This window comes from Variovorax sp. 05L425 (genome assembly GCF_056397705.1).
Genome location: NZ_JBFTNY010000007.1, coordinates 218,364 through 239,706 on the forward strand (window position 1 = coordinate 218,364; position 21,343 = coordinate 239,706).

Below are 21,343 nucleotides of genomic sequence, written 5' to 3' on the forward strand. Positions count from 1 at the left end.
CGTTCCACCGGAACACCGCCTCCTCCAACTTTGCATCTCCCGATTGCGCTCGCGGACCTCTGTCCGTGGTCGCTTCGGACTGACCACCGCCGAGTCGTCATGTCTCGCATTGCCGCCAAGCGGCGGGTCGGTGTGCTCGCCTATACGTTGCGCACGCGCGAATTTGCGCGTCGCGTTTTTCGCTCGCTCGGGTATGCGCCGCGCGTGTTCCTGGGTCTCGACGAACTCGCGGCCATGGGGTCCGATGCGTCCACGCTGGACATGTTGCTCCTCGGAGACGTGCCCCCGGCGGATACGCACGGACGCGTCTTCGAGAGAGTCCGTGAGGTCGTCGGTCCGAGCGTTCCGGTGTTCCATGTCGAAATGCAGAAGCCTGTCTGCCTGGATGCGCTCGTCGCACTGAATGGCGTGGTCACCGCCTCGCCCCGGTTCTTCGGCGATCTCTTCCTGGACATCCGCTCCTTCCTCGATGCTGTCGGACTGGAGCAGCCTCGGCCTCTCCTTTCCTGGGGCGAGTATTCGTTTGACCCGGTTCGCACCGTGGTCGCTTTCGCGAACCGCGAGACCCGCCTCGATGCTGTCGCTTTCGATATCGCCCTGGAGTTGTTCTTTCACGCCGGCAAGACCGTCACGAAGAGCGCGCTGCTGCTGATGCTGCCGTCGAATGAGGAAGGCGAGACGCGGTTCCGGATCGACAGTATCGGGAGCGTGATCAAGGAACTGCGATCTTCGCTCCGATTGCGCGACCTTCACGGGTGGCGACTTGAAACCCTCCCGTACGCCGGCTACCGTCTGATGCGTGCAGGAATACCGCCCCGGACGAGGGAACCCAGCCGCGGCGAGTTAGACTCGATCGCTTTCGCGAACCCGCGAACCACGGAATTACTGGCATCTCCCAGGGGCAGTACATATGGCATCGGTCAATAAAGTCATCCTCGTCGGCAATCTCGGACGAGATCCGGAAACGCGCACCTTCCCCAGCGGCGATCAGGTCTGCAACGCGACCTTGGCCACCACTGACAAGTGGAAGGACAAGCAAAGCGGCGAAATGCGCGAGGCCACCGAGTGGCACCGTCTCGTGTTCAACGGCCGGCTCGCCGAAATCGCCGCCCAGTACCTGCGCAAGGGCTCGCAGATCTACGTCGAAGGCCAGATTCGTACCCGCAAGTACACCGACAAGGATGGCGTCGAGAAGTACGCCACCGACATCCGCGTCGATCAGATGCAGATGCTCGGCAGCCGCCAGGGACAGGGCGCCCCGTCGGGCGACGACGACGGTGGCTACTCGCAAGGCGGCGGCTACTCGCGTCCGCCTGCCGCGGCGGCACCCCGTGCACCCGCGCCCGCACCGCGCCAGGCGCCCTCGAAGTCGTCCTCGGGCTTCGACGACATGGACGACGACATTCCGTTCTGACCCCGGCTCGATCAGCGCCTAACAATAAGGGCCGGCTTCCGAAAGGAGCCGGCCCTTTGCTTTGTGCATGACGGATCGAAGGCAGTCTGCTCAGAACCCTTCAAGAACGACCTTGCCTTGCGCCTTGCCGCTTTCGATGAGCGCGTGAGCCTTGCGCAGGTTCACCGCGTTGATCGTGCCGAAATTGGCGTTGACCGTGGTGCGGATGCGGCCGGCGTCGACCAGTTGCGCGACTTCGGCCAGCAGTTCGCCCTGGCGCTCCATGTCCGGCGTCTCGAACCTCGAACGCGTGAACATCAATTCCCAGTGCAGCGAGATGCACTTCGTCTTGAGTGCCATCGCATTCAACTCCGGCATGTCGTCGATCACCGCGAGCTGGCCTTGGGGCTTGAGGCTTTCGATGATCTGCGCGTAGTGTTGCTGGGTCTGCGTCAGGCTCGCCACCATGTCGACCTCGCCGAGGCCCGCAGCCTTCAGCTCCGCGGCCAGCGGCTTCGAATGGTCGATCACCGCGTGTGCGCCCAGCGCCAGGCACCATTGGTGCGTCTCGGGGCGTGATGCCGTCGCAATCACTCGCAACTGAGTAAGCTGGCGCGCCAGCTGAATCAGGATGGAGCCGACCCCGCCGGCGCCGCCGGTGATGAGGAGGGTCTGGCCCGCGCCGCCGCCCTTGGGCACGCGCAAGCGGTCGAAAAGCAACTCGTACGCCGTGATCGTGGTGAGCGGCAATGCCGCCGCCTGCGCGTCGTCGAGGCTCCGGGGCGCCAGCGCGGCGATGCGTTCGTCGACGGCATGCAGTTCGCTGTTGGCGCCTGGCCGAGTGATCGAGCCGGCGTAGTACACGCGATCGCCCGGCTTGAAATTCGTGACCTCCGGGCCAATGGCCTCGACGGTGCCGACGGCGTCCCAGCCCAGCACCTTCGCATGGCCGGCCTCCGGGGCGACGCCCTTGCGCACCTTCGTGTCGACCGGGTTCACGGAGATCGACTTCACCCTCACGAGCAGATCGCGCAGATGTGCTTCGGGAGCCGGCAGGTCGAGATCCTCGAGCGCGGCGGGGTTGTCGATAGGGAGTGGTTGGCGGTAGCCGACGGCTTTCATGGAAGTCCCTTCAGTGAAATGATCGCGTGAATGTAGGTGCACAAGCCGGCGCTGCCTGCACAGTGATCAGCGCCGATCGGCTCCCTAGAAAGGAAGCAGCCACGGTACCAGCGCGATGCTGAGCAGCAGCGCGAGCAGAACCAGCGGCACGCCGACGCGCACGAAGTCCATGAAGCTGTAGTCGCCCGGCCCCACCACGAGCGTGTTCACCGGCGACGACACTGGCGTCATGAAAGCCGCGGAGGATGCCAACGCCACAGTCATCGCAAACGGCAGGGGCGACGCGTGCAACTCCGTGGCGATGGCAATGGCGACCGGCGCCATCAGCACCGCCGTGGCCGTGTTCGAGATGAACATGCCCAAGAGCGCAGTGACCACGAAGATGGCGGCCAGCACCATGCGCGGGCTCGCGTCGCCGACCACGCTCACCAGCGCCTGCGCTGCGAGATCGACCCCGCCAGTTCGCTGAAGCGCCAGCGAGAACGGAAGCATGCCGACGATCAGCAACAGGCTTTGCCAATAGATCGACCGGTAGGCGCTCTGGAGGTCGATGCACCCGAACAATCCCATCAACAGGCAACCGATCAGCGCGGCATGCACATTGGGCAGCAGGCCGCTCACCATCAGCGCCACGACCAGCGCGAGCGAGAACAGCGCAAACGGCGCGCGGGTGCTGGCCGGTGCGATCTCGTCGAACTCTGTCGGCAGGCTGAAGACGACGAGGTCCATGTCCGTCTGGAGCTTGCTGATCGACTTCCAGATGCCGACGACCAGCAGGGAGTCCCCGACCTTCAGCCGCTTGGTATGCATGTTCTCCGCGCTCTTCACGCGTCCCGAGCGGCCGCGCTTCAGGCCGATCACGGTGACGTTGTGCAGCGAGCGCATGCGCGTCTCGGGCACGGTCTTTCCCTCCAGGTTCGACCCCGGCGGAATCATCACTTCGGCCATGCCGATGGCTTGCGAGTGTTCGGAGAAATAGGCGCCGGCAAGCGGCACCCTCTCGAGGCCGAATCTGCGCGTGAGTTCGTCCACGTCGACCGCGGGATTCGACACGTCGACGAAAAGCACGTCGCCGATCTCGATGCGCGTGCCCGGGGGCAGCAGGCGGGTGATGAAGCGGTCGCGGCGCTCGATCGCCAGCACGTTCACGCCCAGCACGTCCTCGAGCCCGATCTCGTCGACCATCCGGCCGGCAGCGGGAGAGCTCGGCGCGACGCGCAGGCGGTGCTCGCGGCCGGCCAGCGCGTATTCCTCGATCCAGTGTCCGAGCCCGGTTCGCCGGCTTGATGGCGCAACCGGCGGCGTTGTCACTTCGAGCATCCTGCGCGTCAGCAGCATGTAGACGATGGCCACCACGAGCAGCGGTACGCCGAAGGGCGTGAAGCTGAAGAAGCTGAAGCCCTTGAAGCCCTCGCGCACCAGCTCGCCGTGGATCACAAGATTCGGCGTGGTCGCCACCAGCGTCATCGTGCCGCTCACCAGCGCCGCGACGCAGAGCGGCATCATCAGCCGCCGCGGCGAGATCCCGGTGTTGCGCGCGATGCGAAGCACGATCGGAACGAAGATCGCGACCACTGCCGTCGAACTCATGATGGCGCCGACGCCGGCGACGACGACCATCAACAGCACGATCAGCCGAGTCTCGTGCGGGCCCGCGCGCACCACGAGGATGTCACCCAGCCGCTGCGCCACACCGGTGCGCACCAGGCCTTGGCCGATCACGAACAGCATCGCGATCAGTACCACGTTGGGGTCCGAAAAGCCGGCGAGGACTTCCGTCATGCTCACCACACCGGTGAAGGGCAGGGCGGCCATCATGATCAGCGCGACGACGTCCGTGCGTGGACGATTGATCGCGAACATCGCGACCGCGCTGGCGAGAAGGATGAGAACGATGCCGAGTTGGACGGTCATGGGTGCGGGCTCAGGCCCGGTCTGGGGACGGCTGGCGCCTCACCCGGGCGCCGTGTCGCCGCGAATCGTACCGTCCTTCGGGAGGATCTGAAAGCGCTTGCGGAGGCCGCACCCGGCCTCGTCTTGGGCTTCGTCCTACTGAGGCATCACGCGCGCGCCGTCGCCGTTGCCCTGGATGTAGACGCGCTGACCCACGCGCAAGCCCGGCGTGACGGGTTGCGTCACCTCCACCAGAACGCCGCTGGAGGTGCGCACGAAGATCTGCTGGCCGTCGATCGGGCGGTCGTACCTGCGCGCGACCTCGGCCCCTGCCACCGTGCCGCCGATGGCACCGACCACCATGGCGACATCGCGTCCCGTGCCGCCGCCGATCAGGCTGCCGAGACCCACGCCCGTGAGGCCGCCGAGCACGGCGCCGACACCCGTGTGTTGCGACGTCTGGATCTGTGTCGGCGAGATCTGCTCGATCACACCCTGGCGAATGGCCATGGTGTCGGTTTGCGAGCCGGGAGCCGCGCACGCGGCGAGGACGAGGGTCATCGCAAATGCTGCGATGCGAGAGAGAAGTCGGGATGTCATTGGAATATCTCCTTCCACAAGAATGAAAAAAGATGATGGCATCAGTCGCGCAATGGGCAATTGAACCAACGTGCAACAGCCGTTGCACCTTGGGGCAGTGCGCTTCAATCAGCAACTGCTTCGCGCATCCTTCGTCGACTTGACAAAGATTTGGGGCGCACTGATGCTGAGTCTGACCTGTCGAGAGGCGCACCTGCCGGTGCGCCCACAGGCAACAACAATCCGCAGGTCGTGCGCGACCATCGAGAGGAGACTCATGGCAACAGAACAAAAAATGTCCCGCCTGCAGCTCACCGCGATGGTGGTGGGCGGGATGGTGGGGGCGGGTATCTTCTCCTTGCCGCGGACCTTTGCGAACGCCACCGGGCCATTCGGTGCTGTCATAGCGTGGCTCATAGCGGGCACCGGCATGTACATGCTGGCGCGGGTCTTCCAGTCGCTCGCCGAGCGCAAGCCTCACCTCGATGCCGGCGTTTTTGCCTACGCGAAAGCAGGCTTTGGCGACTACCCCGGGTTCCTCTCCGCCTTCGGCTACTGGATCGGCAGCTGCATCGGCAACGTCTCCTACTGGGTGCTGATCAAGTCCACCCTCGGCGCCTTCTTCCCCGTCTTCGGTGATGGAAACACGGTTGTCGCCATCGTCGTCGCCTCGGTGGGCATCTGGCTCTTCCACTTCATGATCCTGCGCGGGGTTCAGCAAGCCGCCTTCATCAACACCATCGTGACGGTCGCGAAGGTCATTCCGATCCTGGTCTTCATCGTGATCCTGATCTTCGCCTTCAAGATGGATCTGTTTCGTTTCAACTTCTATGGCGCAGGCCTGGAAGGGGGCATCTTCGAACAGGTACGCGCGACCATGCTGGTGACCGTGTTCGTCTTCCTGGGCATCGAAGGCGCCAGCGTCTATTCACGTTACGCGAAGGAGCGTTCGGACGTGGGCGCGGCGACCATCACAGGTTTTATCGTCGTCACCACGCTCATGGTTCTGGTGACGCTGCTCCCCTACGCTGTATTGGAGCGGCCCGAGGTAGCGGGCATGCGGCAACCCTCGATGGCCACGGTGCTCGAAGCCGTGGTCGGCCCCTGGGGAGCGGTCTTCGTGAGCCTTGGGCTGCTGGTCTCGGTGCTGGGCGCCTACCTTGCCTGGTCGTTGATCTGCGCCGAAGTGCTCTTCGCCGCCGCAAAGACCAAGGACATGCCGAAGGCCTTCGCTACGGAGAACAAGAACAAGGTTCCGGTGGTGGCCCTGTGGGCGACCAACATCATCGTGCAGCTGATTGTCATCACCACCTACTGGTCGCGCGATGCCTTCTCGTTGATGCTGAACCTGACCAGCGCAATGGCCTTGATCCCCTTCCTGCTGGTTGCCGCCTACGGTCTGCAGCTCACAAAACGCGGAGAAAGCTACGAGGTACGACCCCATGAGCGCACGCGCGACCTCGTCATTGCGGCCGTCGCGACAGCCTATACGGCTTTCCTGCTCTACGCCGGCGGCATGAAGTTCATCGTCCTGTCCGCTGTCCTCTACGCACCCGGCACCGCGCTTTACTTCTGGTGCCGACGCGAGCAGAACCTTCCGGTATTCACCAAGGCGTCGGACTGGATCATCTTCATCCTCGCCGTCATCGGCGCCGTCGTCGGCATCTATTGGCTCGCGACGGGCTACATCACCATCTAGCCGGCGCGCTGGATACTACCACTGGAGATCATCATGGCGAAAGCAAGTGCAGCAAGTGCAAACGTGAAAGAGACCGCGTTCGGTGTGCATTCGGAAGTTGGCCAGTTGCGAAAGGTGATGGTCTGTGCGCCCGGCCTGGCGCACTCCCGCCTGACCCCGAGCAACTGCGACGAACTTCTGTTCGATGATGTCCTGTGGGTCGAGAACGCCAAGCGCGATCATTTCGATTTCGTCACCAAGATGCGCGACCGCGGCGTCGAGGTGCTGGAGATGCACAACCTGCTGGCCGAGACGGTGGCCGTGCCCGAAGGCAAGAAATGGATCCTGGACAACCAGGTCGTGCCCAACCAGGTCGGCCTCGGCTTCGTCGACGAGTTGCGCAGCTATCTCGAAGGCCTGGACAACCGTGCGCTCGCCGAAACCCTCATCGGAGGTCTCTCCACCCACGACTTCCCCGAAGCCCACGGCGGCGAGGCGCTCAAGGTCGCCAAGGAAGCCGCGGGCGCCACCGAGTACCTCCTGCCGCCGCTGCCCAACACGCTCTACACGCGCGACACCACCTGCTGGATCTACGGCGGTGTCACGCTCAACCCGCTGTATTGGCCCGCGCGCCATGAGGAAACCATCCTCACCACCTCCATCTACAAGTTCCATCCCGACTTCGCCGGTAAGGTCAACGTGTGGTGGGGCGACCCGACCCAGGACCATGGACTGGCGACGCTCGAAGGCGGGGACGTCATGCCCATCGGCAAGGGGGTCGTGCTCATCGGCATGAGCGAGCGCACTTCGCGCCAGGCCATCAGCCAGCTTGCAGCCACCCTGTTCAAGAAGGGCGCGGCCGAGCGCGTCATCGTCGCGGCCATGCCCAAGATCCGCGCGGCGATGCACCTGGACACCGTCTTCACCTTCGCCGACCGCGACTGTGTGCTGCTGGCGCCGGACTTCATGAACAAGACCAGCACCTTCTCCTACCACCCGAGCAGCCACCCGAGCGGGGTCGAGTTGCGCAAGGAGAACAAGTCCTTCGTGGACGTCGTGGCCCAGGCGCTGGGGCTGAAGAAGCTGCGCGTGGTGGAGGCCGGGGGCAGCGACTACCAGCGCGAGCGCACCCAATGGGACAGCGGCGCGAACCTGGTGTGCGCTTCGCCGGGCGTGGTCTATGCGTACGACCGCAACACCTACACCAACACGCTGCTGCGCAAGGAGGGCATCGAGGTGATCACCATCGTCGGCGCCGAACTCGGCCGCGGCCGTGGCGGCGGCCACTGCATGACCTGCCCCATCAGCCGCGATCCCGTGGATTACTGACCGCCAGGATGATGCGCTGAATCGGCATGACCACCCCGAAGGACCAGCAGCTCTCGCTCGGCGCGCTCATCGCCCTCGTGGTCGGCTCGATGATCGGGTCGGGCATCTTTGCCCTGCCGTCAGCGTTCGGTCGATCGACGGGTGTCGCGGGTGCGCTGATTGCATGGGCGATTGCCGGCGCCGGGATGCTCATGCTGGCATTCGTCTTCCAGACCTTGTCGCGTCGCCGGCCCGATCTCGACGCCGGCATCTATGCCTATGCGAAGGCCGGGTTCGGCAACTACCTCGGCTTCGCTTCCGCGGTCGGCTACTGGATCGGATGCTGTCTCGCCGACACCGCTTGCCTGATTCTCATCAAGGCGACGCTCGGCCAGTTCTTTCCGGTCTTCGGCGATGGAACGACCGTCGTCGCGATCGTCTCGGCAACCATCCTGCTGTGGGCAGTGCACTTCCTGGTCCTGCGCGGCGTCAAGTCGGCCGCGGCACTGAACACCATCGCGACCGTCGCCAAGATCGTGCCGATCGTCGTCTTCATCGTGGTCGCCATCGTCGGATTCAGGGCGGACATCTTTGCGTGGAATTTCTGGGGCGGCGAAGAGCGCAGCTTGTCGAGCGTTGCCAATCAGGCGCGCAGCACCATGCTGGTCACGGTCTTCGTGTTCGTCGGCATCGAAGGGGCGAGCGTCTACTCGCGCTATGCGAAGCGGCGCGAGGACGTGGGCCTTGCCACGGTGCTGGGATTCCTGGGCGTGCTGTGCCTGCTCATCCTCGTCACCATCCTTTCGTACGGCGTGCTGCTGCGCCCGGATCTCGCCGCACTCCCCACCCCGGCGATGGCGGGCGTGATGGCGGCGCTGGTCGGGCCGTGGGGGCTGGTCTTCATCAGCATCGGCCTGCTCATCTCGATACTCGGCAACTACCTGGCCTGGTCGCTGCTTGCCGCGGAAGTTCTCCATTCCGCGGCCAAGAACCGGACAATGCCTGCCTTCCTCGCGGGGGAAAACAAGAACCAGGTTCCTGCCGCCGCGCTGTGGCTGTCGAACATCGTCATCCAGATTTTCTTGCTCATCACCTGGTTCGCCGAATACGCATTCACGCTCGCGCTGAAGATGACGAGCTCGATGACGCTGATTCCCTATCTGCTCGTCGCTGCGTATGGATTGAAGCTCGCCTGGACCGGCGAAACCTACGCCGGCGACGGCCGGGGCCGCACTGGCGACTGGGCCCGCGGCGCGATCGCGACCATCTATGCGGCCGGAATGATCTACGCCGGCGGGATGAAATTCCTCCTGCTCTCGGCAGTGCTCTACGCGCCCGGGACCCTTCTTTATTTCGTCGCACGGCGCGAGCAGAAGGAGCGAATCTTCACGCCGCCCGAGTGGGTCTTCTTCGTGGTGGTGGCGCTGGCTGCGGTTGCGGCTGTTGTTGCGCTCAATTCCGGCGCGATCGCGGTCTAGATGCGTGCAGCCACCTTCCTTGACATGGAGAAAGTCGTATGACCCGTTACCTCTACATCGCGCTGATCGTGATCTTTGCCGGCATCGCTCTGCTCTTCAAAGTGCAGAACATGGACTCGGTGACAGTCTCGCTGTTTTCGATGAGCGTCACCTTGCCGACCTCGGTCATGGTCCTGCTGGTCTACATCCTTGGCATGTTCACAGGGGGCTTCGTCGTCGGGCTCTTGCGGACATGGACAAACAAGGCTACATCCCGTTCGTACTAGTTTTTCAATCTCAACAACATCACGAGGAAATGAAATGAGCAATTTCTGGGACCTGATTCAACTCCTGCTGTCGACCTTCGTCCTCATCGTCTACCTCCTCATCCTGTTTCAGATCATCGGGGACCTGTTCCGCGACTCGGAACTGGGCGGCGGATTCAAGGTGTTGTGGATCGTCGGGCTCATCTTCATCCCGGGCCTGACGGCGATCATCTACATCATCGCGCGCGGCCGGGGCATGGCGGAAAGACAACGGGCCAGCCTGCAGCGCGCCAAGTCCGACACCGACGCCTACATCCGCCAGGTGGCCGGCAAGTCGCCCGCGGAACAGATCACGGAGGCCAAGGCACTTCTCGACGCGGGAACCATCAGCCAGGAAGAGTTCGCGCGGCTCAAGGCCAAGGCGCTGTCCTGATGCTGATTCGTCAGAGGTAGTCTTCGGGGACCAGCGGCTGCAGCAGCAGCCGCTGCAAGGCGTTCAGCACCGAGATGCCCGGCTCATGGTCGAGGGCCTGGTCGTCGTCCTCGTCGGGCGGCACCCACGCCAGCATGCCTCCTTCAGGTGCCTGGCGGATGCGATAGGCCTCCGACTTCATGGCCTCCACGATGCGCAGCGCCTGTTTCGCCAGCGCCGGGCTGTCGATGGCCACGCCAAGCTCCGTGTTCTTGCGCGCCGAACGGGGGTCGAGATTCAATGATCCGAGCAGTACCACCTCTTCGTCGATGACCGCCAGCTTGGCGTGGAGGCGCCCTTTCGACGAGCCGCCGATGCCGAAGATCGACTTGCTGTCTGGCTTGGTGGTCGCACTGACTTCGTAGAGGTCGACGCCCGCCTTGACGATGCCTGGCCGGTAGCGGGCATAGCCGAAGTAGACAAGGGTCGAATCGTTGGCAGGCAGCGAATTGGTCACCAGCGTCACGTGGACCCCTTTGTGTTGGAGACTCTGCAAGACCGCCATGCCTCGTTTGCCCGGCACCAGATACGGCGAACTCACCACGAGCTCCGAGCGTGCGCCGAGCATCTGACTCACCGCGCCGGACATGAGGCTGGTGTTCTCGACATCGTCGGGGGTCTGCAGCCGTTTCGAGGGACGATCCGCCACCGCATAGGCCAGTCCCGGAACCAACGTCAGCCGCCGGGCCCGGAGTTCCTTGCTGACCGGCTCCAGGCCGAGGATGTCCTTGTCTGGAAGATCGATCTCGATGCGCGCCGCGCTGGCCGGGAGCAGTTCCCGCAGACGCGCGTCACGCACGCCGGCCGGCGGGCGAGGGCCTGAGAAGTACGCGGCGGGAAAGGACTCCTCGCTGTTCCAGTAGCGATCGAAGAGAACCCCCAGTTGCGGCACCACGCGCCCCGCCGCGATCGCGTCGAGGTCGATGAAGTTGGCGACCAGGTTGCGGGCAAAGTATTCGTCCGCGATGTTGCGGCCGCCGACGATCGCGAGCGCACCGTCGGCGATCAGCAGCTTGTTGTGCATCCGGTGATCGAGCCGTGGCAGGTCTCCCAGCGACGTCGCAATTCGGCCCGAAAGGCTGGAGCGAGCGCAGCAGAAGGGATTGAACAGGCGGATTTCCAGGTTCGGAACGTCTGCAAGCGCCTCGATGAGGGGTTCGGCGCCTGTGGTGCTCAGGTCGTCGAGCAACAGTCGCACGCGCACGCCGCGCTCGGCCGCGTCCCGCAGGGCGCCGAACATCGCGCGCCCGGTCTCGTCGTTCTGCATGATGTAGTACTGCACATCCAGCGTCCGTGTCGCACGTTCGATGAGCGCCAGCCGCGCGTCCAGTGCGTAGGAGCCCAGGGGCAGCAGCCGGAAGCCCGATTGGGCGTCGGCCGGAAGCTGCGAGGCGGCGAGCAGGGCGAGTGGGCTTTCCGCCGGGGACGCCTGAAGGCTGTGCGACTCCGGTCGCTGCACGTCGACGGGAAGCGAGCCGCAAGCGCTCAGCGTCAGAGCCAAAAACGCGATCCACAAAAAGCGCAGTGCCATATCTGCGAGCCTAACTGTTGTCGGGCCAATATCCCTTCGCGAGTTGAAGATGGCCGTTCCGGGCCAAGATAGCGGGATGGTCCCGTTTTCCATCCTCGATCTTTCCCCTATTACCGAAGGCAGCGACGCCGCGCAGTCGTTCCGCAATTCGCTCAGCCTTGCGCGGCACGGCGAAAAGCTGGGCTACCGCCGCTACTGGCTGGCGGAGCACCACGGCATGCCGGGCATCGCGAGCGCGGCGACGGCGGTGCTGCTGGCCCACATTGGCGCGGGCACTTCGACCATCCGGATCGGCGCGGGCGGCGTGATGCTGCCCAACCACTCGCCGCTCGTCATCGCCGAGCAGTTCGGCACGCTGGAGTCGCTCTACCCCGGCCGCATCGACCTCGGGCTCGGCCGAGCGCCGGGGTCGGACCAGCGCACCGCACAGGCGCTGCGGCGCGATCTCCAGTCTGACGCAGACCAGTTTCCGCAGGACGTCATCGAGCTGATGGACTTCATGTCGAAGGAGCCCCGCCAAGCGGTGCGTGCCGTGCCCGGCATGGGGCTTGAAGTGCCGGTGTGGATTCTGGGATCGAGCACCTTCGGCGCGCAGCTGGCCGCGCACCTGGGCCTTCCCTATGCCTTCGCTTCGCATTTCGCGCCGCAGCAGCTGATGCAGGCGATCCGGATCTATCGCGAGACCTTCAAGCCCTCCGCACAGCTGGCCAAGCCCTGCGTGATGCTGGGCTTCAATGTCTTCGCGGCCGAGACGGATGAAGAGGCCGCGTTCCGCGCGACATCGTGGCAGCAGGCTTTCGTGAACCTGCGCAGCGGGCGTCCGGGGCGCTTGCCGCCACCGGTCGCGGGCTATCGCGAGCGCGTGGGCCCGGCGGAGAACGCCCTGCTCGATTCGGTGTTGTCGTGCTCTGCCGTGGGTTCGCGCGATACGGTCCGCGCGCGGCTGCAGGCCTTCGTTGATCAAACCGGCGCGGACGAACTCATGATCACCTCGCAGGTCTTCGATCATGAGGCGCGGCTGCGGTCGTACGAGATCGCGGCCGAATTGCGTGAAGAGATCGCCGCGGCTCGCTGAGCGCCCGTCAGCTCAGAGCAGACCCTTGCTTCGCAGCGGGCTTGCGTGCCGGCGCGACGGCACGCGGCGCGCGCGGGCGAACAGCCTTGGCCGCCACTTTCTTGGCTGGCGCTTTGGCCGTCGCGCGTTTCTTGGCCGCCGGCCTGGGTTTGGCAGTTGCTCTTGCCGGCTTCGGTTCGGAGGCCTTCAAGGCCTTCGCTGCCTCCGCCGGAGCCGGGGTGATGCCCTCGCGCTGCTGGATCAGCGACAGCAGCTTCTTGTGCTCCGCCACGACATAGTCCCCCAGCTCCGCGATGTCCGGCACCGCCCTGCGGCATGCCGTGAGTCCGAATTCGAGCGATCCGTTGTAGCTCTGCACGGTCATGTTCAGCGCCAGCCCGTGGCCCGGGATCGATACCGGAAAGTAGGTCGCGAGCTTGGCCCCGGCGAAGTAGAGCGGGAACGAGGGACCCGGCACATTGGAGATCGCCACGTTCGCCATCGGCGGCAGCTTGTCGGCGAGACCCGAGCGGCCGTAGAGCGACGCGAACCCCGACACCAGCGACGGCATGCCCAGCGAAGGAAAGTCCATCGGTATCGCGGCCTTGACGTTGCCTGTGAGCTTCTTGCCTTCGCTCGACGATTCGTGAATGGCCGCCAGCCTTTCGAGCGGGTCCGAGATATCGGTGGCCAGGCTGACAAGCATGGTCGACACCTGGTTGTTGAGGTCGGTATTGCCTTCACTGCGCAACGACACCGGCACCGCCGCGATGAGCGGCTTGGAAGGCTTGCAACCGTAGTCCGCCAGATAGCGCCTGAGCGCGCCGGCGCAGATCGCCAGGACGATGTCGTTCAGGCTGGTGTTCGTGGCCTTGGACATCTGCTTGATCTCGGCCATCGGCACGGAGCGTCCGGCGAATGAGCGCTGGTTGGTGATCGACACGTTCAGCGGCGTCTTGGGTGCGGTCTTCACACCTTTGGGCAACTCAAAACTGCGTTGACCGGTGGTTTCGGAAACAGGCATCAGCACGCTCGAGATGGCCTTCGCGGTCGTCGGGATCGACTGAATCAGCTTGATGTACTGCTCCACGCTGTTGCTGATCGCGGCGCTGGCGAGTTCGGCCATGCCGAGTTGCGACGAATCGCGGCGGCGCGTGGCGCGCGGCGCCTTCACGACCGATGGCGTTTCTGAAATGTCGAACAGTGCCTTGGCCACCGCGACGCCGGCCTGGCCGTCGATTGCGGCGTGATGCATCTTGGTGTAGAGCGCCACCTGGCCCGTCTGCAGGCCTTCGATGATGTGGATTTCCCAGAGCGGGCGGCTGCGGTCGAGCAGCGACGAATGCAGGCGGCCGACCAGTCTTTCAAGCTGCGCCATCGTGCCGGGTCTGGGCATGATCACGTGGTGGATGTGATGGTCGAGATCCACGTCGTCGTCGTCCACCCAGACCGGGTTGGCAAGGTCGAAGGGCATCATCGTCAGCTTGCGCACGAACACCGATGCCAGGTGCAGCCGGCCGCTCAGGTACTTCTTCGCGTCCTCGGCAAAGTCGCCTTCATAGCCCGCAGGCAGGTCGAGCAACTGCAGGCTGCCCACGTGCATCGGTGATTCGGGTGTTTCCAGATGCAGGAACGATGCGTCCATGCCGCTGAGGTGAATCATGACGTGCTCCTTGCAGGCGCTGCCTCGCGCTTGCGTTCTTCCTCGTCGACCAGATCCTTCTTGGACAGCTTGCCCACCGCCGTCTTGGGCAGTTCGCTCCGGATCTCCATCGCGCCCACCATCTCGTGCTTGCCCAGCCGGTCCTTGAGGAACAGCTTGAGCTCGTCCAGTGTGAACCCCGATGCGCCTTCTTTCAACTTGATGAAGGCCTTGGGCGACTGGCCACGGTATTCGTCGGGGATGCCGATCACGCACACCTCGGCGATGTCCGGGTGCTCGTACATCGCCTCCTCGATCACGCGCGGATAGACGTTGTAGCCACCGCACAGCAGCATGTCCTTGGTGCGGTCGACGATGTAGAAGAAGCCGTCGGCGTCCATCTTCGCCACGTCGCCGCTCTTGAAGTAGCCGTCGGGCGTCATCGACGCGGCGGTGGCGGCCTCGTTGTTCCAGTAGCCCTTCATGACGTTGGGGCCCTTGATGCACAACTCGCCCGGTTCGCCGATGGCGACCTCCTTCGACGGATCGTCCAGGCTCATCAGCTTGAAGTGGATGCCCGGCAGCGGCATGCCGCAGGAGCCGGCCTTGCGCATGCCGCGCGCGGGCGTGAAGGTGCCGGTCGGCGAGGTCTCAGTCATGCCCCAGCCCTCGTTGAGGTGGCAGCCGGTGAGTTCGAAGAAGCGTTGCTCCACTTCGACCGGCAAAGGCGCTCCGCCGGAGCCGCAGAACTTGAGCGAACGCAGGTCGGTCTCGCGCGCCTTCGGGTGGTTGATGATCGCCGTGAACATCGTCGGCACGCCGGGAAACACGGTGATCTTCTTGGCCGCAAGGTCGTGCATCACCGCATCGAGATCGAAGCGCGTGTGGAGCACCAGCAGCGCGCCCAGCCGGATGCCGAGCATCATGTTCACGCTGAGCGCATAGATGTGGAACAGCGGCAGAACGGCCAGGACGCGTTCCACGCCATGGTCCAGGATCGGCGGATCGCCGCCGGTCGATTCGAGGTATTGCGCACAGGCCGACGACAGGTTGGCGTGCGTCAGCATCGCGCCCTTCGGCAGCCCGGTCGTGCCGCCGGTGTACTGCAGCACCACGATCTCGTCATCGACCGAGCGCACGACGTGTGGCTGGTAGCGGCCATCGTTGTCCAGGAGCTGCGCGAACGACATGTGCCGATCGTCCGTCGGCACCGCCGCCAGTTGGCCCGCGCCCTGCAAATGCGCCCGCACCGCGTCGCGCGCGGCGCCATAGTCCGTGAGGCTGCCGACGATGAGCTTCTTCAGCCGCGAATTGCCGATCAGGCGCGCCATCTGCGGATAGAGCGTGACGAGGTCCAGCGTCACGAGAAAGTCGGTTCGGCTGTCCTCGATCTTGTGGGCCAGCACACGCTCGGCATCCAGTGGCGAATAGTTCACCACCGTGCCGCCGGCCTTCAGGATCGCGAAGAAGGCGATGGGATAGTGCGGCGTATTCGGCAGGTACAGCCCGACGTGAACGCCCGGCTTGACGCCCAGCGCCTGCAGGCCTTTGGCCGCGTGATCCACGGCCTCGCCGAATTCGCGATAGCTGATGACCTGGCCCATGAATTCGATGGCAGGCCGGTCGGGCCATTGGGTCACAGCCTCGTCGAGGATCTGCTGCAGCGGTCGGGTGGGGAGTTCGGCATCCCAGCGCATGCCGCTCGGATAGCACTTCGTCCAGGGCGTGGCGCTGGAGGGGGAAGAAACCATGTTTGTCTCCGGTTGGGCAGTCCATTGTGGGAGCCGGCCAGCCGCCCGCGCGCCTCCGCTTCTCGGTGATTTCCCGGATGCGGGCACCGGCTTGCGGGTGCTGGGACAATCCGTGCCCTATGGAAAAGCAGCGCATCGTGGTGGGCCTGAGCGGCGGAGTCGATTCCGCGGTCACGGCGCACCTGCTGAAAGAGCAAGGCCACGAAGTGGTCGGCATCTTCATGAAGAACTGGGAAGACGACGACGACAGCGAATACTGCTCGTCGAACATTGACTTCGTCGACGCGGCCAGCGTGGCCGACGTGCTGGGCATCGAGATCGAGCACGTCAACTTCGCGGCCGACTACAAGGATCGCGTCTTCGCCGAATTCCTGCGCGAATACCAGGCCGGCCGCACGCCAAACCCCGACGTGCTGTGCAACGCCGAAATCAAGTTCAAGGCCTTCCTCGACCACGCGATGCGCCTGGGCGCGGAGAAGATCGCCACCGGGCACTACGCGCGCGTGAGGCTCAACGAGGCCACCGGGCGGCATGAGCTTCTCAAGGGGCTCGATCCGGCCAAGGACCAGAGCTACTTCCTGCATCGGCTGAACCAGCAGCAGTTGTCGAAGACGCTGTTTCCGGTGGGCGAACTGCGCAAGACCGAAGTGCGGCGCATCGCCGACGAGATCGGCCTGCCCAATGCGAAGAAGAAGGACTCGACCGGCATCTGCTTCATCGGCGAGCGGCCGTTTCGCGAGTTCCTCAACCGCTACATCTCGAAGGAGCCCGGACCGATCCGCGACGAACGCGGGCGACGCATCGGCGAGCACCAGGGCTTGAGCTTCTACACGCTGGGGCAGCGGCAGGGACTGGGGATCGGCGGCATCAAGGAAAAAGGCGCAGTGCGGGGCGCGGGCGAGCATGCACCGTGGTTCGTGGCTCGCAAGGACGTCGAGAGCAATACGCTGTGGGTGGTGCAGGGGCATGACCATCCGTGGTTGCTGTCGCCGGCGCTGGAGGCTGACGATGCCAGTTGGGTCGCGGGTGAGGTGCCTTCGGGCGGGGCTTATGCGGCGAAGGCTCGCTACCGACAGGCCGATGCCGGTTGCCGGCTGGGCGATGGTGCCAATGGCGCGTTCCGGCTGGACTTTGCTGAACCTCAGTGGGCGGTGACGCCGGGGCAGTCAGCGGTGCTCTACGACGGCGACGTCTGCCTGGGTGGCGGCGTGATCGCGAGAGCTGGATAGGGAAGGCCGTTCCTCGGCGTCTCACGAAATCGCGGGTTGAACTGATTCGTCAATGTGGATCAGTTCGAGCGGATAGCGCTTGCCCGCGAGATAGTCTTCCACGCATTGCAGCAGCAACGGGCTGCGATGACGCCCCTTGCTGGCGCGGATTTCCTCTGCCGTCATCCACAGGGTGCGCACGATGCCTTCATCGAGCGCGCGCTCCGGCTCAAATGCACCCAACGTTCCGGCGAAGGCGAAGCGCATGTAGGTGATGTCCTCTTCGCGCACCGTGCGGGCCATGTAGATGCCGATGAGCGCGGTCGGCGTGAAGTGGTGCGCGGTTTCTTCCAGCGTCTCGCGCACGCAGCCTTCGGCCGGCGATTCGCCGGGGTCGAGATGGCCGGCCGGCGTGTTGAGCATGAGCCCGTCGGTCGTGTCTTCCTCGACCAGCAGAAACCGTCCGTCCTGCTCGATCACCGCCGCAACCGTGACGTTGGGCTTCCAGCGAATTGCCATGTTCGTTACTCCTCAACAGATGTCGGTGCCAACGCCTCGATCTCGGCGGTCGTGGGCTTCGGCAGCACCAGCGTGACCGTGCAGCCCGCACCGGCGGCGCTGTCGATCTCCACCGTTCCGCCGTGGCGCTGCGTCACGGTTCGCACCAGCAGCAGCCCGAGGCCGACGCCATGAACCTCCGGATGCCCTTCATGGTGCAAGCGGTGGAAGGGCTGAAACAGCTGCGACTGTAGCTCGACCGCAATGCCCGGCCCGTGGTCCTTGAACGCTACGCGCCAATGCCGTTCCTCCTCGTCGACGCTGCATTCGAGGTCGGCGCCCTGCGGCGAATATTTGAGCGCGTTGCCCAGCACATTGGTCAGCGCACGGGTCAGCAGGTTTCGGTCCGCAATGCAAAGCGCTTCTTCGAGCCTGGTGACGACCAGTACGCGTACCTGCAGACGCCGCGCGCGCGCCCAGGCGTTGTCTATCGTCTGCTGCAGCAGGTCGATCAGGTCCAGCACCTCGGGGTGGAACGGTTCGGCCTCCGCGCGAGCAAGGTTCACGAAGCCATCAGCCAGTTCGAGACCCGTTTGGGCCTGGCGCTCGATGCTCGCCAGCAGCGAAGCATCCGTGAACGCATCGGGGCGCTCGCGCGCCAGTTCGAGGATGGTGAGGATTGCCGCGCTCGGCTCGCGCGCGTCGTGCGAGATGAAGCGCAGCGCCTCGTCGCGCTGGCTTTGCGCGCGCCGCATCTCCGAGATGTCGACCAGCGCGATCATCCAACCGGCATGCGCGTTGTCCGCATTGAAAAACGGAACGCAGCGCAACAGCAGTGCGCGACCCTGAGAATCCACGCCCTCGCCCGCGATGGGCTGCAGGTCGCCGAGCAGTGTGCCCCTGGGGACCATCGGCGCGCCGGTGGTGCGTCGGCGGATGTCGGCCATGAGGTCATGCGCATCCTGGCCCATCATTTCCGCGAGGCTTCGCTGCCAGTAGCGCAGTGCCGCGACGTTTGCGAGCACTACGCGGCCTTCGGTGTCGAGCGTTGCCGTTGCGTCGGGCAGTTGATCCATGCCGTCGCGCACGAAGCGGTGCATGTCACGCATGTGATGGATCGCAGCCCGCGTCGCATCGATCTGGCGGTCGAGAAAATCGCCCGCCGATCGCGGCGCCGGCAGCAGAGCGCTGCGGCCGACCTCCCGCGTCAGTTCCTCGGTTCCTTTGCGCAGATAGCCGAAGGCGGTCGACAGCCGCATCAGGCTCCACAGCGGATACAGCAGCAGCAATCCGGTAACACCGGCTGCCGGGGCGAAAAGAACACCGATCGAGGGGCGTCCGAGATGAATGGCGAGCTGGAGCAAGAGCATGGCACCGATCAGCCCGATCACGCCAAGCGGCCGCAGCCACAGGACGCCCAGCAGCGCCACCGCCAGAGGGACGAGATTGAAGAGCAGGTCCTGCCAAGGCTTGGCGACGGCGACGTGTCGCCCGGAAATCAGGGTCTGCAGCACGTTGGCATAGATCTCGACGCCGGACATGAGTCCCGGTACGTCGGGCGACGCGTTGGCATGGAGATCGCCCAGCCCCGGTGCCGTCGCGCCGATCAGCACATAGCGATCGCGAAACAGGTCGGAGGGCACCTTGCCCTGCAACACGTCGATGTGGGAGACGGTCTTGAAGCGGTCGGGGCCACGCTTGAAGACGATGGTCTCCGGGTCGCCGCGCAGCCAGGTTTGTGGCGCGGCTCTGGCTTCGAGCGACGTGGGCGGCGTGAGGCGACCCTCGGCCGCGTCGCGCAGCGCCAGGACGAAATGCGGTCGCATGCGTCCCGCGAAGCCCTCGTGCAGATAGACGCTGCGAGCGATGCCGTCCCCGTCGAGCGAGAGGCGGGTATGGCCGATGCCGGCGGCAGCTTCAGCCAGTTCGGGCGCGGGGAGGAGTTCCTGTACGTTCTGCGGGCCCAGCGTACGGACCCTGATCGGCAGGACGACGCAGCCGCTGTCGACCATGGCGTCGGCCAGTGCCGCGTCGTCTTCCGGATGATCGAGGTCGGGTTCCATCACGGGCAGGTTCAGGCCGACGCATCGGGGCGACTGCGCGGCAATGCGGCTCAGCAGTTCGGCATGGAGCGAGCGTCGCCAGGGCCAGCGGCCGATCGCGGCGAGGCTTTTTTCATCGATCGAGACGATGACGATGTCTTGCGACGGCGGTGAAGCCAGCGCCGCACGGGCGCTGTCCTGCAAGACCCGGTCGATGCGCGGCATGGGCTTGGTGAGACTGAGCACGGTGACCAGCGAGAGCAGGCCCGTGGCAAGCAACAACCAGGATCCTCTGTGCTGGATCCAGCGCTTCATTTCTCTGTGGAATAGAGCGGGCGAAGCACGTTGTCGTCGATGGATTCGAGCCTGTAGCCCAATCTGTACACGGCCGACAGCAGGAAGCCGTTCGATGGCACCAGGTTGAGCTTCACCCGAAGGCGCGACACATGCGTGTCGAGCGAACGCGAGGGCGACTCGTTGCCCACGCCCCAGACAGCCTCGCGCAAATGCTCGCGCGACAGCAGGCGGCCCATGTTCTGGAACAGGAACGAGGCCAGTTCGTACTCGCGGTAGCTGAGTTCGACGAGCTCGCCCTTGATGCCGAGCGTGCGGGTAGCGTGGGTGAAGCGGTAATCGCCAAAGACCAGGTCCGCTTCGTGCTGGGCGGGGTAGGAGCGGCGCAGGAGCGCCTGGATGCGCGCTTGCAATTCTGCGACCCGGATCGGCTTGACCATGAAGTCGTCCGCGCCGGCGGACAGTCCTTCGACCATGTCCTTCTCTTCGCGACGATTTGTCACGAAGAGAATCGGAATCCGGCTCTTGAGCTCCTCGCGGATCCTGCGGACGATGCAGGGCCCTTCGACGTCCGGCAGGCTCCAGTCGAGGATCAACAGGTCGTATGTCTGTTGGCGGAGATCCCGTAACAATGTCTTGCCTTCGTAAAAGGCGTGGCATTCGTGCCCGGCGTCCACCATCGTGTGCCGGATGAGGTCGAGCTGGCTCGCCTCATCGTCGAGCGCTGCAATTCGCATGGTCCATTCCCTGTATCTCGTTATGGCCCACGCTGGAATCTGCGTCACGGTCGTGGGCGGCTTGAGTGTACATATTGATGTAATACGGGCGTTACCACGCGGCCGTCGGACATCGACCTTGCGTGTGCTGAATCTGCTATTGATTTGGTAGCGCTACGTGTAGAGCTGACGTGTCGCGGCTCGTTGCCGGCGGCGCCTGGGGGACAACTTGAAGGGCTTTTCTTCATGTAAGCTCTGGCGCCAATTCAAAGCTACCCCGAGGAGACCTCCATGCTGATAGGCGTGCCGGCCGAAACTGCGCCAGGCGAGACAAGAGTGGCCGTGACTGCGGAGACCGCGAAGAAGCTGGTTGCGCAGGGCCACACCGTGCGAGTGCAATCGGGCGCGGGCATTGCGGCCAGCCTCACCGATGGCGCCT

General features: G+C 64.6%; 18 protein-coding genes and 1 pseudogene. 10 read left to right on the plus strand and 9 right to left on the minus strand.

Annotated features, from left to right (window positions below):
- Positions 1-99 precede the first annotated feature (99 nt).
- Both AC1DN9_RS10995 and ssb read left to right on the plus strand, forming a co-directional pair.
- Positions 100-927: a hypothetical protein gene (locus AC1DN9_RS10995; RefSeq protein ID WP_478099982.1), complete on the plus strand. Its 828-nt coding sequence runs from the start codon at positions 100-102 to the stop codon at positions 925-927.
- Positions 911-1,414 (plus strand): single-stranded DNA-binding protein, encoded by a 504-nt coding sequence (gene ssb / locus AC1DN9_RS11000; RefSeq protein ID WP_478099984.1) that lies wholly within the window; start codon positions 911-913, stop codon positions 1,412-1,414. The genes AC1DN9_RS10995 and ssb overlap by 17 nt, the downstream gene beginning before the upstream one ends.
- A 90-nt stretch (positions 1,415-1,504) precedes the next feature.
- Here ssb and AC1DN9_RS11005 read toward each other — a convergent pair whose 3' ends face one another.
- The 3 genes from AC1DN9_RS11005 to AC1DN9_RS11015 form a co-directional block, all read right to left on the minus strand.
- A complete protein-coding gene (locus tag AC1DN9_RS11005) occupies positions 1,505-2,515 on the minus strand; it encodes a zinc-binding alcohol dehydrogenase family protein (protein WP_478099986.1) in 1,011 nt (336 codons plus the stop codon).
- An 84-nt stretch (positions 2,516-2,599) separates the two neighbouring features.
- Positions 2,600-4,429, minus strand: coding sequence for an SLC13 family permease (locus tag AC1DN9_RS11010; RefSeq protein WP_478099988.1), 1,830 nt, complete (start codon positions 4,427-4,429; stop codon positions 2,600-2,602).
- 135 nt (positions 4,430-4,564) lie between these two features.
- Positions 4,565-5,008: an outer membrane lipoprotein gene (locus tag AC1DN9_RS11015; protein WP_478099990.1), complete on the minus strand. Its 444-nt coding sequence runs from the start codon at positions 5,006-5,008 to the stop codon at positions 4,565-4,567.
- A gap of 256 nt (positions 5,009-5,264) precedes the next feature.
- On the opposite strand from AC1DN9_RS11015, the gene AC1DN9_RS11020 reads away from it, so the two are divergent.
- From AC1DN9_RS11020 to AC1DN9_RS11040, 5 genes are all read left to right on the plus strand, one after another.
- Positions 5,265-6,686 carry a basic amino acid/polyamine antiporter gene (locus AC1DN9_RS11020; protein WP_478099992.1) on the plus strand — a complete coding sequence of 474 codons (1,422 nt, stop codon included), beginning with the start codon at positions 5,265-5,267 and terminating at the stop codon, positions 6,684-6,686.
- A 117-nt stretch (positions 6,687-6,803) separates the two neighbouring features.
- Positions 6,804-7,994, plus strand: a complete 1,191-nt coding sequence (locus AC1DN9_RS11025; protein ID WP_478100024.1) for an arginine deiminase — start codon at positions 6,804-6,806, stop codon at positions 7,992-7,994.
- A 26-nt stretch (positions 7,995-8,020) separates the two neighbouring features.
- Positions 8,021-9,451 (plus strand): basic amino acid/polyamine antiporter, encoded by a 1,431-nt coding sequence (locus tag AC1DN9_RS11030; protein WP_478099994.1) that lies wholly within the window; start codon positions 8,021-8,023, stop codon positions 9,449-9,451.
- Between the two features lie 38 nt (positions 9,452-9,489).
- Positions 9,490-9,717, plus strand: a complete 228-nt coding sequence (locus AC1DN9_RS11035) for a LapA family protein (protein ID WP_478099996.1) — start codon at positions 9,490-9,492, stop codon at positions 9,715-9,717.
- Positions 9,718-9,751: 34 nt separating this feature from the next.
- On the plus strand, positions 9,752-10,129 hold the full coding sequence (locus AC1DN9_RS11040; protein ID WP_478099997.1) for an SHOCT domain-containing protein: 378 nt from the start codon (positions 9,752-9,754) through the stop codon (positions 10,127-10,129).
- A 10-nt stretch (positions 10,130-10,139) separates the two neighbouring features.
- Here AC1DN9_RS11040 and AC1DN9_RS11045 read toward each other — a convergent pair whose 3' ends face one another.
- Complete coding sequence (locus tag AC1DN9_RS11045) at positions 10,140-11,699, minus strand: phospholipase D family protein (RefSeq protein ID WP_478099999.1); 1,560 nt, start codon at positions 11,697-11,699, stop codon at positions 10,140-10,142.
- Positions 11,700-11,775: 76 nt separating this feature from the next.
- On the opposite strand from AC1DN9_RS11045, the gene AC1DN9_RS11050 reads away from it, so the two are divergent.
- Positions 11,776-12,774: an LLM class flavin-dependent oxidoreductase gene (locus AC1DN9_RS11050; protein ID WP_478100001.1), complete on the plus strand. Its 999-nt coding sequence runs from the start codon at positions 11,776-11,778 to the stop codon at positions 12,772-12,774.
- A 7-nt stretch (positions 12,775-12,781) separates the two neighbouring features.
- Here AC1DN9_RS11050 and AC1DN9_RS11055 read toward each other — a convergent pair whose 3' ends face one another.
- Together AC1DN9_RS11055 and AC1DN9_RS11060 are read right to left on the minus strand one after the other, a co-directional pair.
- The gene (locus tag AC1DN9_RS11055; protein ID WP_478100003.1) at positions 12,782-14,416 is read right to left on the minus strand and encodes a WS/DGAT/MGAT family O-acyltransferase; all 1,635 of its coding nucleotides are present in this window, start codon (positions 14,414-14,416) and stop codon (positions 12,782-12,784) included.
- Positions 14,413-16,146, minus strand: a complete 1,734-nt coding sequence (locus AC1DN9_RS11060) for a long-chain-fatty-acid--CoA ligase (protein WP_478100005.1) — start codon at positions 16,144-16,146, stop codon at positions 14,413-14,415. Before AC1DN9_RS11060 ends, AC1DN9_RS11055 begins: the two co-directional genes overlap by 4 nt.
- A gap of 119 nt (positions 16,147-16,265) precedes the next feature.
- Here AC1DN9_RS11060 and mnmA point away from each other — a divergent pair, with 119 nt between their 5' ends.
- Positions 16,266-17,375 carry a tRNA 2-thiouridine(34) synthase MnmA gene (gene mnmA / locus AC1DN9_RS11065; protein ID WP_478100007.1) on the plus strand — a complete coding sequence of 370 codons (1,110 nt, stop codon included), beginning with the start codon at positions 16,266-16,268 and terminating at the stop codon, positions 17,373-17,375.
- Positions 17,376-17,396: 21 nt separating this feature from the next.
- Here the strand turns inward: mnmA and AC1DN9_RS11070 are convergent, their stop codons facing one another.
- From AC1DN9_RS11070 to AC1DN9_RS11080, 3 genes are read right to left on the minus strand one after another with little or no spacing between them, the layout of a single operon-like run.
- Positions 17,397-17,873: an NUDIX hydrolase gene (locus AC1DN9_RS11070; RefSeq protein WP_478100008.1), complete on the minus strand. Its 477-nt coding sequence runs from the start codon at positions 17,871-17,873 to the stop codon at positions 17,397-17,399.
- Positions 17,874-17,878: 5 nt separating this feature from the next.
- A complete protein-coding gene (locus tag AC1DN9_RS11075) occupies positions 17,879-20,176 on the minus strand; it encodes a CHASE2 domain-containing protein (RefSeq protein WP_478100009.1) in 2,298 nt (765 codons plus the stop codon).
- 29 nt (positions 20,177-20,205) lie between these two features.
- The gene (locus AC1DN9_RS11080) at positions 20,206-20,925 is read right to left on the minus strand and encodes a response regulator transcription factor (RefSeq protein ID WP_478100011.1); all 720 of its coding nucleotides are present in this window, start codon (positions 20,923-20,925) and stop codon (positions 20,206-20,208) included.
- A 270-nt stretch (positions 20,926-21,195) separates the two neighbouring features.
- On the opposite strand from AC1DN9_RS11080, the pseudogene AC1DN9_RS11085 reads away from it, so the two are divergent.
- A pseudogene (locus tag AC1DN9_RS11085) lies at positions 21,196-21,343 on the plus strand (NAD(P)(+) transhydrogenase (Re/Si-specific) subunit alpha); the annotation flags it as partial.